Consider the following 15,494-nt stretch of genomic DNA (forward strand, 5'->3'; position numbering starts at 1 on the left):
AATGGAAGACCGTTGCGGCGGCTGAAGCGTATTTTTCAGAAAACCCGGCTGGCACGAAACTAACCGTTCAAGAACTGTGCCGCGAACTCGGGGTATCGAGGCGGTCACTCTTTTTGGCCTTTGAAAAACAACTTGGTGTTGGCCCAAGCAAGTTTCAATCGATTGTCCAGCTGCATCGACTAAGGTCGCTTCTGCTGGCAAGCACCTATGAGAAAGGTGTCATTTCCACGCTCATCGGCGAAGCCGGTTTTAGCCACCTAGGCCGGACATCAGTTGCCTACCGTCAATTCTTCGGTGAGACGCCGATGGAAACGGCGAGTCGACCAAAAAACGGTTCGGCTGCAGGGGATTCGTAAGACGAGAGTCCGCTTGAGCTCATGGCGGCCATTCGCCGCGTCATAGCTTAGTGTCTATTATGGGCTCGAAGCCGCCATTCGCTGCACTTACCGCGAGCGTCAGATTTGCGGTCAGAACGAATATCGTTTCTTTCCTATTAGGCGTTGGATAGCTATAATCCTCGCATGTCAAAGCGGGACAAACTCAAGCGTAACCGTATGAAACGGTACGAAGATTTAGCATCGCGTCAAAACTACGTAGAACCGATGCAATACTTGTTTGGGCAGCTGAAAGGCGCGGTTGATAAGGGCAATCATGACAAGGCTATCAAGATTGCGATGTTTCTCATTCCATTTGGGCATGCCAAAGCTTTGCCGCGGAAACAGGATGGTGATGAGGTGGGTCCCGACCGCCTTATAGTCAACTTCACGTTGGACTGATTAAATCTGAGACATCCGATGCTTTAGACTCTTTAGGATCGAGCGGCTCATCCAGCACAAATCGTATGGGGGACTAATTGGGGGGCTTTGGGCTTAAAAAATATCCCAATGGATTGATTATATTAAACTATTTGGGAATTAGTGGTGCCCAGGAGAGGACTCGAACCTCCACGTCCATACGGACACTAGCACCTGAAGCTAGCGCGTCTACCAATTCCGCCACCTGGGCAGGTGTCGTGGAGCGGCGTTTAAGCCTACTGGCGGGGAGGGTCAACCAGATTCGGGAAGTTTTTTGAAAGTTTTTTTAACCCACCCGAATTTACCTTGATTTGGCTAGTCTTTTCGCGGGCGCGCGGCGTTATTGCGCCTTGTTTGAAGCGGTCTGTGGCGCTAGATCGAATAAGACCCACAAGCAGGAGCCCTCTCATGTCCAAAATGGTCACGATTTATGGCGGATCGGGATTTGTCGGCCGGTATATTGCGCGGTGCATGGCAAGCGAAGGGTGGCGTGTCCGGGTCGCGGTCAGGCGTCCGAACGAAGCGATGTTTGTCAAAACCTACGGCGTCGTTGGTCAGGTTGAACCCATTCTGTGCAATATCCGCGACGACGCCTCGGTTGCTGCTGCGATGCACGGGGCTGATGCGGTGGTCAATTGCGTGGGCGTTTTGAACGAGCTCGGCAAGAACGCGTTCGATGCCGTGCAGGCGGACGGCGCGGAACGGATCGCGCGTCTGGCTGCCGAGCAAGGCATCGAACGCATGGTGCATATCTCTGCGATCGGAGCAGATGCGGAGTCTGACAGCCAGTATTCTCAGACCAAGGCGCAGGGCGAAGCGGGGGTGCTGTCCCATATGCCTGATGCGATCATCCTGCGGCCGTCCGTGATTTTCGGAACCGAGGATCAGTTCTTTAACCGTTTCGCGGGCATGACCCGAATGGGGCCGTTCCTGCCTTTGGTCGGAGCCGAGACCAAGTTTCAGCCGGTTTATGTGGACGACGTGGCCAAGGCTGCCGTACAGGGCGTCCAGGGGCAGGCGGAACCAGGAATTTACGAGTTGGGCGGACCCGAGGTGAAAACCTTCCGTGCGCTGATGCAGCAAATGCTTGAGGTAATCCACCGCCGCCGGGTCATCCTCGGGATGCCATTCTTTGTGGCGCGCATCATGGCGGGCGTTTTGGACATTCTGAAATTCGTCAGCTTTCAGCTGTTCCCGAACCACATCCTGACCCGAGATCAGTTGAAAAACCTGCGCCGCGATAATGTCGTCTCTGCGAACGCCAAAGGATTTGCGGATCTTGGGATTGAGCCTGCTACGCTGGAATCGGTTCTTCCGGACTATTTGTGGAAGTTCCGCCCCTCGGGACAGTACGACGACATCCAGAACTCGGCCAACAACCTGCGGACTTGATCAACTGTAGGCAATCACCAGCAGGATAACGCCCAGAATCACGCGGTAGATCACGTATGGCGTGAAGCTAACGCTTCGCAACAGGCGCATCATAAGGCTCAGGGCCAGCAGCGCTGAGGCAAAGGCAAAGACGGCAGCGATCGCGCCATCCCGGGCCAGTTGTGCATCCGCTTGTCGTATCACGTCGACCGAGAGCAGAGCGCCAGACGCCAGAATGGTCGGAATCGACATCAGCATCGCAATCCGAGCACCATCCTCGCGCGTGTAGCCCAGTTGCCGTGCGCCGGTGATTGTAATGCCGGACCGAGACGTGCCGGGTATCAGGGCCAGAACCTGCCACAACCCCATGATCAATGCGTCACGCAGGCCCCAGTCGCGGGCTTCCTTGGTTTGCGGACCTTTCTGATCCATCCAGTAGAGCACAAGGCCGAAGACCAGCATTGTCCAACCGATGACGGCCATCGACCGGAACGCTTCAATCAGGCCGGTCTTATACAGGATGGCCCCAACGATCACCGTTGGAATTGTCGCGACGATCAGGCCAAGGGCCAACCGAGCCTGCGGAGTGTCCGTTCTGCCGGTCAGCGCGTGCGGCAGGCCAATAAGGGCCTGTTTAACGTCAGACCAGAAATACAGGATCACCGCGCCCAAGGTGCCTACATGCACGGCCACATCTATGGCCAGCCCTTGATCATCCAGCCCGGTCAGGCTGGGCAGCAGGATCAGATGACCAGACGAAGAGATCGGCAAAAACTCAGTTATTCCCTGAATTATTGCCGCAAGAATCAACTGAAAAAGACTCATCTGCCCCGCCGCGTTATGGTCACGTCTTTGTTTCGCTCAATGGGTATAAGTGTGTCATGGAAAAGGAAAGCGCGCATATAGGTCCGAATCGGAACTAAAATTCGGATTAATTTTCAGTATTCCGGCACATTCCCCTCACTTTTCTCAAAATAGGTCAGTACAGTTGACTTTTCATCTGTCATCACATCTCTTAAAGAGACCCGACCAAGCCAATTCATGGAGTTTGACCCGTGGCCAAGCAACCGATGCTGAAATTTGTGCAGATCGACCGCGTCATGCCCGAAAAGCGTGCTGCAGAAGACCGTAGAGAAGATTTTGATGAGATCTATGCCGAATACGCAGCTGAAAAGGCCAGGGAACAAGCCAGTCGGTGCAGCCAGTGTGGGGTTCCGTACTGTCAGTCGCATTGCCCATTGCACAATAATATTCCCGATTGGCTTCACCTCACGGCTACAGGTCGATTGGAAGAGGCCTATCAAACCAGTCAGGCAACAAACACCTTCCCTGAAATCTGCGGCCGTATCTGCCCGCAGGACCGCCTGTGCGAAGGTAACTGTGTGATCGAACAGTCGGGCCATGGCACGGTCACCATCGGCACCATTGAAAAATACATCACGGACACCGCTTGGGACAAGGGCTGGGTCAAACCTGTCGTCCCCGGGGCCGAGCGCAGCGAAAGCGTCGGAATCATCGGCGGTGGCCCCGGTGGATTGGCCGCGGCGGATATGCTTCGTCGCGCAGGTATTCAGGTCACGGTCTATGATCGCTATGACCGTGCAGGTGGTCTGTTGATGTACGGCATCCCAGGCTTTAAGCTGGAAAAGGACATCGTGCAGCGCCGCAATGACCTGCTGGTCGATGGCGGGGTCGAGTTCGTGCTGAACTGTGACGTAGATGCAGCCAAGTTTGCCGAAATCCGCGCCAAACATGACGCCGTGATCATCGCAACCGGTGTGTACAAGTCTCGCGACCTGTCCATGCCGGGCAGCGGTCTGAACGGTATCGAAAAAGCCATCGATTTCCTGACCGCATCGAACCGCAAGAGCTTTGGCGACGCCGTCGAAGACTTCGACAACGGTCGTCTGAACGCCGAGGGTAAAAAGGTCGTCGTGATCGGTGGCGGTGATACTGCGATGGATTGCGTGCGGACCTCGATCCGTCAGGGTGCAACCTCGGTCAAATGTCTGTATCGCCGTGACCGCGCCAACATGCCGGGCTCGCAGCGTGAAACGCAGAACGCCGAAGAAGAAGGCGTGGTGTTCGATTGGCTGAGCGCGCCCAAGGGCTTTACCGGCGACGAAAAGGTTTCGGGCGTGATGGTGCAGAAGATGCGTCTGGGTCAGCCCGATGCCTCTGGCCGACAGGCGCCCGAAGTGATCGAAGGCGCGGACTACGTTGAAGAGGCCGATCTGGTCATCAAAGCTCTGGGTTTCGAACCCGAAGATCTGCCGACCCTGTTCGGCCAGCCGGACCTGCCCGTTACGCGCTGGGGCACCGTCAAGGCAGCCTTCCAGACCGGTGCGACTGAGATGGATGGTGTCTATGCGATCGGTGACATCGTGCGCGGTGCCTCACTGGTGGTTTGGGCCATTCGCGATGGTCGTGACTGCGCCGACGCGATCATCGAACGTTTCAACGCCAAGGCTGCCGTCGCAGCCGAGTAACCCAACGCCCAGCGACAGGAGGGTCGGATGCCCGAATTGCAAGGCCAATGCATGTGCGGCGCGGTCACAGTCACCGCCACCCCGGCGCGGGATGCGCTGGGCGCGTGCCATTGTGACCAGTGCCGTCGTTGGACCAGCTCGATGCTGGTGACGTTTCAGGCCGAGCCGGGCTATGCCGCATTGGGTCCGGTCAAAACCTACACCTCGTCCGATTGGGCGGAGCGTGCCTTTTGCTCTGAGTGTGGCTCGGCCCTTTGGTACCGGATCACCCTGCCGGGCGAGATGCACGGTCACACACAGATGGCAGCGGGACTGTTTGAAGACACAGGCCACCCGCTGACTCATGAACTTTATATCGACAAAAAGCCAACCGGCTATGCGTTCGCGGGCGAGCGCCAACAAATGACCAAAGCCGAGGTCGAGGCGATGTTCGCCCCCTCGGAAGAAGGAGACAGCCAATGACCAAATATGATGCCGATTGGGTGCGGGCCGAGGAAGCCAAGCGCAAATGGATGGCGGAAAACGGTCTCTATTCCGAGGAAGAAGAGCATTCTTCGTGCGGTGTGGGTCTTGTGGTGTCAGTGGATGGCAAAGCATCCCGCAAGGTCGTGGATGCCGGGATCGACGCGCTTAAAGCGATTTGGCACCGCGGCGCTGTTGACGCTGATGGCAAGACAGGCGACGGCGCGGGAATTCACGTGCAGATCCCGGTTCCTTTCTTCTATGACCAGATCCGCCGTACCGGTCACGAACCCAAATTGGACGAGCTGATCGCAGTTGGTCAGGTCTTTCTACCCCGCACCGATTTCGGCGCGCAGGAACAGTGTCGAACCATCGTAGAAACCGAAGTTCTGCGAATGGGCTACTACATCTATGGCTGGCGCCACGTGCCGGTCGATGTGACTTGCCTGGGTGAAAAAGCCAACGCGACGCGGCCCGAGATCGAGCAGATTCTGATCTCGAACTCCAAGGGCGTTGACGAAGAAACTTTCGAGCGTGAGCTCTATGTGATCCGCCGCCGTATCGAAAAGGCGGCTGCGGCTGCGGGTATCTCTGGCTTGTATCTGGCGTCGCTGTCCTGCCGCTCGATCATCTACAAGGGCATGATGCTGGCCGAACAGGTGGCCGTATTCTATCCCGACCTTATGGACGAGCGCTTTGAATCCGCCTTCGCCATTTATCACCAGCGCTATTCGACCAACACGTTCCCGCAGTGGTGGCTTGCGCAACCTTTCCGCATGTTGGCCCATAACGGCGAAATCAACACGCTGAAGGGCAACATCAACTGGATGAAGAGCCATGAGATCCGCATGGCCAGCGGCACTTTTGGCGACTATGCGGATGACATCAAGCCGATCATCGCAGGCGGATCCTCGGATTCGGCCGCATTAGACTCGGTTTTTGAGGTTCTGGTGCGCGCGGGCCGTTCGGCCCCGATGGCGAAAACCATGCTGGTTCCCGAAAGCTGGTCCAAGCAGGCAGTCGAGCTGCCGCAGGCCTGGCGCGACATGTATTCCTACTGCAACTCGGTGATGGAACCGTGGGACGGTCCCGCTGCGCTTGCGATGACCGATGGCCGCTGGGTCTGTGCTGGTCTGGACCGGAACGGTCTACGCCCGATGCGCTATGTGGTGACGGGCGATGGCTTGGTCATCGCTGGGTCCGAGGCCGGGATGGTTCCGATTGACGAGGCGTCGGTGACAGAAAAGGGCGCGCTTGGACCGGGTCAGATGCTGGCCGTGGACATGAAAAAGGGCAAGCTGTACCGCGACACCCAGATCAAGAACAAATTGGCGCGCGCGTTGCCCTTTGGTGAGTGGGTTGGCAAGATCAACGATCTGGACGCCACGCTGGCCGGAGTAACCGAAACCCCGATTTTCTCAGGCGAAGACCTGCGCAAGCGCCAGATCGCGGCGGGTTACTCGGTGGAAGAGCTGGAACAGATTCTCGCCCCGATGGCCGAAGACGGCAAGGAGGCGCTGGCCTCGATGGGCGACGACACGCCCTCAGCCGTTCTGTCCAAGCAATACCGCCCGCTGAGCCACTTCTTCCGGCAGAACTTTAGCCAGGTGACGAACCCGCCTATCGACAGTTTGCGCGAATATCGGGTTATGTCGCTGAAGACGCGGTTCGCGAACCTTAAGAACGTGCTGGACGAAGACAGCAGCCAGACCGAGATCGTGGTGCTGGAAAGCCCCTTTGTTGGCAATGCGCAGTGGGACAAGCTGGTTGAAAACTTTGACGCCCCATTGGCCGAGATTGACTGTAGCTTTGAACCCGGACAGGGCGCGCTGAGCGCCGCTTTGGCCCGTGTCAGAGCCGAAGCAGAAGAGGCCGTACGCTCGGGCGCGGGGCATCTGGTACTGTCCGACATGAACTCGGGCGAGGGTCGTGTGGCAATGCCGATGATCCTGGCGACCAGCGCGGTGCATTCGCATCTGACCCGTCAGGGACTGCGTACCTTCTGCTCGTTGAACGTACGGTCCGCAGAATGTGTCGATCCGCACTACTTTGCGGTTCTGATCGGCTGTGGTGCGACCGTGGTGAACGCCTATCTGGCCGAGGATTCGCTGGCCGACCGCATTGATCGTGGCCTGCTGGACGGCACCCTCACCGAGAACGTTGCGCGCTATCGCGAGGCAATTGACCAAGGCCTGCTGAAGATCATGGCCAAGATGGGGATTTCGGTGATTTCATCTTATCGCGGTGGCCTAAACTTTGAAGCCGTGGGCCTGAGCCGTGCGATGGTCGCGGAATATTTCCCGGGCATGACCAGCCGAATTTCCGGGATCGGTGTGACCGGTATTCAGACCAAGGCCGAAGAGATCCATGCCAAGGCATGGGCCAGCGGTCTGGATGTGCTGCCCATTGGTGGCTTCTACAAAGCGCGGAAATCTGGTGAGACCCACGCGTGGGAAGCAACCTCGATGCACATGATGCAGATGGCCTGTAACCGCGCCTCTTATGAGTTGTGGAAACAGTATTCGGCCAAGATGCAGTCAAACCCGCCGATCCATTTGCGCGATCTGATGGATTTCAAGCCGCTGGGTAAGCCGGTGCCGATTGAAGAGGTGGAATCGATCACCTCGATCCGCAAACGCTTTGTCACGCCGGGCATGTCGCTTGGTGCTTTGAGCCCCGAGGCGCACAAGACGCTGAACGTTGCGATGAACCGGATCGGTGCCAAGTCCGACTCGGGCGAGGGTGGTGAAGATCCCGCGCATTTCGTGCCGGAGCCCAATGGCGACAATCCGTCGGCCAAGATCAAACAGGTGGCTTCGGGCCGTTTCGGTGTGACCGCCGAATACCTGAACCAGTGTGAAGAGCTGGAGATCAAGGTCGCCCAGGGTGCGAAACCCGGTGAGGGTGGTCAGCTGCCAGGCATGAAGGTCACCGACCTGATCGCGCGTCTGCGGCACTCGACCAAAGGCGTGACGCTGATTTCGCCGCCGCCGCATCACGACATCTACTCGATCGAGGATCTGGCGCAGCTGATCTATGACCTGAAGCAGATCAACCCGCGCTGTAAGGTGACAGTGAAGCTGGTGGCGTCTTCGGGCGTTGGCACGATTGCCGCGGGTGTGGCCAAGGCCAAGGCGGATGTGATCCTGATCTCGGGCCACAATGGCGGTACAGGCGCATCCCCCGCGACCAGTATCAAATACGCCGGTCTACCGTGGGAAATGGGCCTGACCGAAGCACATCAGGTTCTGGCGATGAACAACCTGCGGGATCGCGTGACGCTGCGGACCGATGGTGGTCTTCGCACCGGGCGCGACATCGTCATGGCTGCGATGATGGGTGCCGAGGAATACGGCATCGGTACTGCCGCCCTGATCGCGATGGGCTGTATCATGGTGCGTCAGTGCCAGTCGAACACCTGCCCGGTCGGTGTGTGTACGCAGGACGAGTCCTTGCGCGCGAAGTTCACCGGCAACGCGGACAAGGTCGTCAACCTGATCACCTTCTACGCACAGGAAGTGCGTGAGTTGTTGGCCAGTCTCGGTGCACGCTCGATCGACGAGATCATCGGCCGGGCCGATCTGCTGGCACAGGTCAGCCGTGGATCGGCGCATCTGGACGATCTAGACCTCAACCCGCTGCTGATCACGGTCGATGGTGCTCATGACATCGTCTACAACCGTGACAAGGATCGGAACGCTGTGCCGGACACGCTGGATGCAGAAATCGTCCGCGACGCGGCGCGGTTCCTGAAAGACGGTGAGAAGATGCAGCTGTCTTACGCGATCCAGAACACGCACCGGACTGTCGGTACGCGGGTTTCCAGCCATATCGTGCAGAATTTCGGGATGCGGAACACGTTCCAACCCGACCATCTGCATGTGAAGCTGCAAGGTTCCGCCGGCCAATCACTGGGGGCCTTTGCGGCACCCGGTTTGAAACTGGAAGTGTCGGGTGATGCCAATGACTATGTCGGCAAGGGCCTGTCGGGCGGCACCATCGTCGTGCGCCCGCCGCAGGTCAGCCCGCTGAAGGCGGACGAAAACACCATCATCGGCAACACCGTTCTGTACGGTGCCACCGATGGCCACCTGTTCGCGGCTGGCCGCGCGGGTGAGCGGTTCGCCGTGCGGAACTCGGGCGCCAAAGTGGTGATCGAGGGCTGCGGCTCGAACGGGTGTGAATACATGACCGGCGGTGTCGCGGTGATTCTTGGGGACATCGGTGCCAACTTTGGTGCGGGTATGACAGGCGGCATGGCCTATCTGTACGACCCCGAAGGCAAGGCGCAGGCGCTGATGAACATGGAAACGCTGGTGACCTGCCCGGTGACCGTGGATCATTGGGAAGAGCAGCTGAAATCGCTGATCGAGGCGCATCAGGCCGAAACCTACAGCCGCAAGGCTGCGGACATTCTGCAGCATTGGGACGTGGAAAAGGCCAACTTCCTGCAGGTTTGCCCGAAAGAGATGCTGAACAAGCTCAGCCATCCTCTGACCACCGAAGCGACTGCTGTCCCGGCAGAATAAGCAACGCCAAGGGCGCCTGATCAAAGAAACCCGCGTGTTACCAGAAACACGCGGGTTTTATCAATTTGTGTCGATTTTCGCGTATTGATTGCGTTTTTTCGCGAATAACGCCTAGCTAATGCCATAAATTTCTCGGGATTTGCAGCCACACTGCGTCCCAGAGATATGAGCAGGCAGGAGCAGGCATATGCCCACGACCTACAAAGATCAGTTCTTTGAGTTGGATCCGGCGAACCCCGGTAACAACGGCACGGTTGTTGGAACGCCTCTGACAGTCCAGTCTCTGGATATCGTGGATCAGAATGACAATGGCCTGATCAACCGGTTGAGCGGCGACTCGGTCGATGGATCTGACATCACGTCGACCTTCTTCAACGACATGGTGACGATCGAGCTGAGTGACGGGACTCAGGTGACCTATACAGGGGTCACATTCTACCTGGCCGATGGGCGCAGGGTCTTTACGCCCAATGGCAATCAGGTCCTGCAGAATGGAACGTTCGTCAGCTCGTCCTTCACGGATGTCAGCGACGATTTCGGCGATCCCAACGGGTTTGGTTCGGTCAATATTGCCGGGGGTGATCTTGGGCCACCCTGCTTTATACCCGGAACCCTGATCGACACACCAGACGGTCCGCGCCTGGTCGAAGACCTAAAGCCTGGTGATCTGGTTTCTACTGCCGATCACGGCCCGCAAGAGCTGCAATGGGTCGGCCGCACGACGGTTGAGGCCCAAGGAAAACTGGCCCCGATCCGGCTCGACGCAGGCGTTCTGGGGTTGAATGCGCCTCTGACCGTTTCACCGCAGCACAGGATGCTGGTCGAAGATTGGCGGGCACCATATTTGTTCGGCCACCCTGAGGTTTTGATCGCAGCGCATTGTCTGGTGAACGGCAAGACCGTGACTCGTGTCGAAGGTGGGCAGGTCGACTATATCCACCTGCTGTTTGCACAACATGAAATCGTCATCGCAAACGGGGCCAAAAGCGAAAGCTATTATCCTGGTCACGCAATCTCGCAGTCGGACAGGGACGTGCGCGCCGAGGTTCTGCGGCTGTTCCCCGAGCTTTCTCGGCGAAACCCGACCTTGCCGAAAACCGCGCGTCCGGTGGTTCATCCGCGCGAAGGGCGCGCCATCGTGACATAAACCGTTCCAAACCCGTTCGCCGCGTCGTATAGCAACAGAATGGCAAGACAAGCAGCGCGCAAGCCGAGCAGAAAAAAAGGCAGAGCGTCAAAAACAAAATCGCAAGTGATCCCGCGGATTCGCCGTTGGGTGACACGGGCCGCTTTGGGCGCCGTGGCGCTTATGTTGGGGTTGGTTCTTCTCTATTCGGTGGTCAACCCGCCGGTGACTCATACGATCTGGTCGGAATGGCGCAGGCTGGGCAAGGTCGAGCGCGACTGGGTGCCCATGGAGCAGATTGCCCCGATCATGGCCCGATCCGCCGTCGCGGCGGAGGATGCGAATTTCTGCCTGCATTGGGGCTTTGACGTTGAGGCCATCCGCGACGCGCTGGAGGATGGCGGCAGCCGAGGGGCCTCGACCATCACGCAGCAAGTCGTGAAGAACGTATTCCTGTGGCAGGGTCGCAGCTGGGTGCGCAAGGCGCTTGAAACATCGATCACGCCGGTGGTCGAAATCTTCTGGAGCAAACAGCGAATCCTTGAGGTCTATCTGAACGTGGCTGAAACCGGTCAGGGCGTATTCGGGGTCGAAGCGGCCGCGCAGCGGTATTACGGCGTAAGCGCTGATCAGATGTCGCCGGTACAGGCGGCGCGTCTAGCCGCGATTCTGCCGTCACCGCGCAACCGGTCGGTTACAGATCCGTCGGTGCGGACCCGCAGGCGGGCTGCTGCCATCTTGGATGGAGCGGCCACCATCCGCGCAGATGGTCGCGCGGATTGTTTCGAGGATTGAAACTCTAGGCCCCTCAAGGCTAAAGCTGGGGGGTATTCACTGGTTCGATTGGAAGCCCATGGCGCGTCTGTTTCACGTTCCCCTGTCCCCGTATTGCCGCAAGGTCCGCCTGTCGTTGGCGGAAAAGAAGATCGAAGTCGAACTGGTTGAGGAACGATACTGGGAACAAGACCCAGATTTCCTGCGCCGCAATCCGGCTGGCAAAGTGCCAGTTCTGCGCCTGGATGGGCAGGTGATGGCCGAAAGCGCGGCTATCTGTGAATACATCGAAGAGACGCGGCCAGAGCCCTCGCTGATGCCGAAAACCCCCGAAGCCCGATACGAAGTGCGGCGCCTGGTGGGGTGGTTTGATGACAAGTTTCATCACGAGGTTACGTCGAAACTGCTGTATGAGCGGGTAAACAAGAAGGTGACCGGCCAGGGTTACCCGGACAGCAAGAACGTCAAGGCAGGCGCAAAGGCGATCAAGTATCATTTGGATTACATGGCGTGGTTGCTGGATCACCGCCGTTGGCTGGCGGGCGATCAGATGACCCTTGCGGATTTCGCTGCAGCTGCACATCTGTCGGCGCTGGATTATATCTCGGATGTGGACTGGAATCGCTCGCAGGCCGTCAAGGATTGGTACGCTAAGATCAAATCTCGGCCTGCCTTCCGGTCTATTCTGGCGGATCAGGTTCCGGGATTCCGGCCGCCGCCCCATTACGCCGATCTGGATTTCTGATACTCAGGGTAGGACCGGGGGCTGTCTGCCCCCGGACCCCCGAAGGTATTTTTAGCCAGATGAAGAGCGGATCGGATTTGAAGGAACGGCTGGTGGCACAGGCCCTGAGCGAGGGTTTCGTGTCCTGTCGTATCTGTCGTCCTTGGGATGTGCCCGAAGTGCCCGCGCGTTTGCAGGCGTTTCTGGAGGCCGGGTACCATGGGCAGATGGGCTGGATGGCCGAACGGACCCATTGGCGCGGTGACCCGGCCGCGCTGTGGCCCGAGGCACAGTCGGTGATCATGCTGGCCGAAAGCTATACGCCCAAGCATGATCCAACTGAGGTTTTGGATCACGCGGACAAGGCTGCGATTTCCGTCTATGCGCAGAACAAGGACTACCACGATCTGGTCAAGAAACGCCTGAAGCGTCTGGCGCGTTGGTTGATTGCCGAGGCGGGTGGTGAGGTGAAGGTTTTTGTGGATACGGCGCCGGTTCCAGAGAAGGCTTTGGGGCAGGCTGCTGGTTTGGGGTGGCAGGGGAAGCATACCAATCTGGTCAGTCGGGATTGGGGAAACTGGGCCTTTATAGGGTCTGTTTTCACGACGTTTGACCTGCCTGCGGACACGGCTGAGACGGATCATTGTGGACGCTGCCGAGCTTGTTTGGATGTATGCCCAACCGATGCTTTTCCCGCCCCTTATCAATTGGATGCAAGACGCTGCATTTCCTATCTGACAATTGAGCATAAAGGGCCTGTGGACGAAGAATTGCGCGCCCAGCTGGGAAACCGGATTTACGGGTGTGACGATTGCCTGGCCGCCTGTCCATGGAACAAATTTGCCGTCGCGGCGAGCGATGTTCGATATGCTGCGCGCGATGATCTGAAGGCACCGCCTTTGGCTGAGCTTGCTGTGCTGGACGATGCGGCGTTTCGGGCAAAGTTCTCGGGCTCGCCCATCAAGCGGATCGGGCGGGATCGGTTCGTGCGAAATGTGCTTTATGCGATTGGCAACTCTCAGCGTCCTGATCTGGCGGTTGTTGCCCAGTCGTTGACCGACGATCCTGACCCGACCGTAGCCGACGCTGCCCGCTGGGCGGTGGAACGATTGCCATAAGTGCCGCAAACAGGCTGGACGTGTCGGTCCAAACCGCTACACCCATCGACAGCGAACAGGAAGGAGATCCCGATGGCGTTGGCTTTGGGGGTGGATACGGGTGGAACCTATACGGATGCGGTGCTGATCCGGGACGAGTCTGAGGTAATCGCCTCGGCCAAATCTTTGACGACGCGCGCCGACCTAGCCATTGGCTTGGGTAAGGCGATTTCGGCCGTGTTGGAGCAGGCGCAGGTCTCTCCGGATCAGATCTCGATGGCGTCTTTGTCGACCACGTTGGCCACAAATGCTCTGGTCGAAGGGCAGGGTGGTCGTGTTGCGCTGATCTATATCGGGTTCAAGGAAGCGGATCTAGAAAAACACGGGTTGCGAGATGCGCTGAAAGGTGATCCGGCGCTGGTGATCGGCGGCGGACATACCCATGCGGGTGGCGAGGCTAAGTCCTTGGACGTCGATGGGTTGGAGGCCTTTTTGGCGTCGCACAAAGATGTCTCAGGCTTTGCGGTTGCCGCGCAGTTTGCCACGCGAAACCCGGCGCATGAATTGCAGGCCGCGCGGATCATTGCGGAGAAAACTGGCGCTCCGGTGACATGTTCGCATCAGTTGTCGGCCAAGTTAAATGGTCCGAAACGGGCAGTGACAGCGGTTTTGAATGCGCGGTTGATCGGGATGATCGACCGGCTGATCGGGCGCGCGCAGGATCAGTTGATTGATCTGGGCATCACTGCGCCAATGATGGTTGTGCGCGGCGACGGGGCCTTGATGAGCGCCGAGCAGGCTCGGGAGCGGCCTATTGAAACCATCCTCAGTGGTCCTGCGGCCTCGATCGTTGGCGCAAGCTGGCTGACGGGGGTCGAGAACGCGCTGGTGTCCGATATTGGCGGGACCACGACCGACGTTGCGCTGATCCGGGATGGCAAGCCCGCGATTGACCCGGCGGGCGCGCAAGTCGGCGGGTTTCGGACCATGGTCGAGGCTGTGGCCATGCGGACGCACGGTTTGGGGGGCGACAGCCAGGTTCATGTGGTAACCGAAGGGCTGGGCGGCGGTGTTTTTCTTGGTCCGCGGCGGGTGCTGCCAGTGTCCCTGATCGCTGCTGAAGCGCCTGAAGTTGTGCACGCTGTTCTGGATTCTCAGTTGCGGGCTACAACCGTCGGGGAACATGACACGCGGTTTGCCCGCCGTGTTCCCGGCATCAACGCGGATGGGTTGGGTGCACGGGAAGAAACGCTGCTGGAACGGTTGGGCGAAAGCGTACTGCCGCTGAGCGATCTGCTGCGTACCCGCATGGAAAACGGTGCGCTGTCGCGCTTGGTGGATCGCGGGATTGTTCAAGTGTCGGGGGTGACGCCTTCAGATGCCAGCCATGTTCTGGGTCGGTTGGATGCCTGGGATGCAGAGGCGGCGCACAAGGCGCTGGAATTGGTGGCGCGCAAACGCGTTGGAACAGGCGACAGGTTGGCCAGCACCCCTGAGCAGTTGGCGCAAATGATCGTTGACCAATTGACGGAACAGACCTCTTTGACTTTGTTAGAGACTGCTTTTGCGGAAGAGGCTGAGGATTTTGGCGTTCCATCAGCCGATCTGGCCCGGCATGTTCTGACGCAAAGAGGTTTGGCAAAGCACCGCGGGTTGCTGGCACTGGACGCGGCGCTGAACGTGGACGTGGTGGGCCTTGGCGCTTCGGCTCCAAGCTACTATCCGGCGGTCGGGGAACGGCTGCACTGCAACATGGTCCTGCCTGAACATGCCGGTGTGGCCAATGCGATTGGCGCTGTTGTTGGCCGGTTGACTTTACGCAGGTCGGGCACGGTGACGTCCCCTTCGGAGGGACGTTTTCGGGTGCATCTGGAGGACGGCCCGCAGGATTTCACCGAATCCGACAAGGCGCTGGCGCTGCTTGAGACGGTCTTGCGGGACCAGGCCGAAGGCGCTGTGCGACAGGCCGGTGCGGCGGATATCCGTGTGGTCGTTGATCGCGACATCCGCACTGCGCGCATTGAAGCGCAGGATGTCTTTGTCGAGGCACTGATCACAGTTGAAGCCAGTGGACGCCCCCGGGTGGCGTCGGGCTAAGCCCCCTTCATTCGAAGGGGGCCAAAGCCGT

At 58.6% G+C, this 15,494-nt stretch carries 12 protein-coding genes and 1 tRNA gene; 11 read left to right on the plus strand and 2 right to left on the minus strand.

Annotated elements, in window-relative coordinates; translation table 11 throughout:
* The coding region (locus tag GOV53_RS20715; RefSeq protein WP_170470309.1) for a helix-turn-helix domain-containing protein at positions 1-356 on the plus strand (356 nt) is incomplete at its 5' end.
* Positions 357-554: 198 nt separating this feature from the next.
* A complete protein-coding gene (locus tag GOV53_RS20720; protein ID WP_170470312.1) occupies positions 555-776 on the plus strand; it encodes a hypothetical protein in 222 nt (73 codons plus the stop codon).
* A gap of 142 nt (positions 777-918) precedes the next feature.
* On the opposite strand, the gene GOV53_RS20725 is transcribed toward GOV53_RS20720, so the two are convergent.
* Positions 919-1,005, minus strand: a tRNA-Leu gene (locus GOV53_RS20725).
* A 197-nt stretch (positions 1,006-1,202) separates the two neighbouring features.
* On the opposite strand from GOV53_RS20725, the gene GOV53_RS20730 reads away from it, so the two are divergent.
* Entirely contained in the window at positions 1,203-2,186 is a 984-nt protein-coding gene (locus GOV53_RS20730) for a complex I NDUFA9 subunit family protein (protein WP_170470314.1), read from the plus strand.
* On the opposite strand, the gene GOV53_RS20735 is transcribed toward GOV53_RS20730, so the two are convergent.
* Positions 2,187-2,990: an undecaprenyl-diphosphate phosphatase gene (locus GOV53_RS20735; protein ID WP_170470316.1), complete on the minus strand. Its 804-nt coding sequence runs from the start codon at positions 2,988-2,990 to the stop codon at positions 2,187-2,189. It lies immediately after the preceding gene.
* Between the two features lie 230 nt (positions 2,991-3,220).
* On the opposite strand from GOV53_RS20735, the gene GOV53_RS20740 reads away from it, so the two are divergent.
* From GOV53_RS20740 to GOV53_RS20775, 8 genes are all read left to right on the plus strand, one after another.
* Positions 3,221-4,654 (plus strand): NAD(P)-dependent oxidoreductase, encoded by a 1,434-nt coding sequence (locus tag GOV53_RS20740; RefSeq protein ID WP_170470319.1) that lies wholly within the window; start codon positions 3,221-3,223, stop codon positions 4,652-4,654.
* Positions 4,655-4,681: 27 nt separating this feature from the next.
* Complete coding sequence (locus tag GOV53_RS20745; RefSeq protein WP_170426416.1) at positions 4,682-5,116, plus strand: GFA family protein; 435 nt, start codon at positions 4,682-4,684, stop codon at positions 5,114-5,116.
* Entirely contained in the window at positions 5,113-9,645 is a 4,533-nt protein-coding gene (gene gltB, locus GOV53_RS20750) for a glutamate synthase large subunit (RefSeq protein WP_170470321.1), read from the plus strand. Before GOV53_RS20745 ends, gltB begins: the two co-directional genes overlap by 4 nt.
* A 187-nt stretch (positions 9,646-9,832) precedes the next feature.
* Positions 9,833-10,792, plus strand: coding sequence for a Hint domain-containing protein (locus GOV53_RS20755; RefSeq protein WP_170470324.1), 960 nt, complete (start codon positions 9,833-9,835; stop codon positions 10,790-10,792).
* 39 nt (positions 10,793-10,831) lie between these two features.
* Positions 10,832-11,566: a monofunctional biosynthetic peptidoglycan transglycosylase gene (gene mtgA / locus GOV53_RS20760; RefSeq protein ID WP_170470327.1), complete on the plus strand. Its 735-nt coding sequence runs from the start codon at positions 10,832-10,834 to the stop codon at positions 11,564-11,566.
* Positions 11,567-11,624: 58 nt separating this feature from the next.
* On the plus strand, positions 11,625-12,290 hold the full coding sequence (fzlA, locus tag GOV53_RS20765; protein WP_170426420.1) for an FtsZ-binding protein FzlA: 666 nt from the start codon (positions 11,625-11,627) through the stop codon (positions 12,288-12,290).
* 59 nt (positions 12,291-12,349) lie between these two features.
* Positions 12,350-13,387 (plus strand): tRNA epoxyqueuosine(34) reductase QueG, encoded by a 1,038-nt coding sequence (queG, locus tag GOV53_RS20770; RefSeq protein ID WP_170470330.1) that lies wholly within the window; start codon positions 12,350-12,352, stop codon positions 13,385-13,387.
* Between the two features lie 72 nt (positions 13,388-13,459).
* On the plus strand, positions 13,460-15,463 hold the full coding sequence (locus tag GOV53_RS20775; protein ID WP_170470333.1) for a hydantoinase/oxoprolinase family protein: 2,004 nt from the start codon (positions 13,460-13,462) through the stop codon (positions 15,461-15,463).
* Positions 15,464-15,494: the final 31 nt, after the last annotated feature.

The organism is Ruegeria arenilitoris (assembly GCF_013035315.1).
GTDB lineage: Bacteria > Pseudomonadota > Alphaproteobacteria > Rhodobacterales > Rhodobacteraceae > Ruegeria > Ruegeria arenilitoris_D.

Coding starts and splice junctions, on each gene's coding strand:
- GOV53_RS20720 (WP_170470312.1), top strand. CDS start 555: ATGAAACGGTACGAAGATTTAGCATCGCGTCAAAACTACGTAGAACCG.
- GOV53_RS20730 (WP_170470314.1), top strand. CDS start 1,203: ATGTCCAAAATGGTCACGATTTATGGCGGATCGGGATTTGTCGGCCGG.
- GOV53_RS20735 (WP_170470316.1), bottom strand. CDS start 2,990: ATGAGTCTTTTTCAGTTGATTCTTGCGGCAATAATTCAGGGAATAACT.
- GOV53_RS20745 (WP_170426416.1), top strand. CDS start 4,682: ATGCCCGAATTGCAAGGCCAATGCATGTGCGGCGCGGTCACAGTCACC.
- gltB (WP_170470321.1), top strand. CDS start 5,113: ATGACCAAATATGATGCCGATTGGGTGCGGGCCGAGGAAGCCAAGCGC.
- GOV53_RS20755 (WP_170470324.1), top strand. CDS start 9,833: ATGCCCACGACCTACAAAGATCAGTTCTTTGAGTTGGATCCGGCGAAC.
- mtgA (WP_170470327.1), top strand. CDS start 10,832: ATGGCAAGACAAGCAGCGCGCAAGCCGAGCAGAAAAAAAGGCAGAGCG.
- fzlA (WP_170426420.1), top strand. CDS start 11,625: ATGGCGCGTCTGTTTCACGTTCCCCTGTCCCCGTATTGCCGCAAGGTC.
- queG (WP_170470330.1), top strand. CDS start 12,350: ATGAAGAGCGGATCGGATTTGAAGGAACGGCTGGTGGCACAGGCCCTG.
- GOV53_RS20775 (WP_170470333.1), top strand. CDS start 13,460: ATGGCGTTGGCTTTGGGGGTGGATACGGGTGGAACCTATACGGATGCG.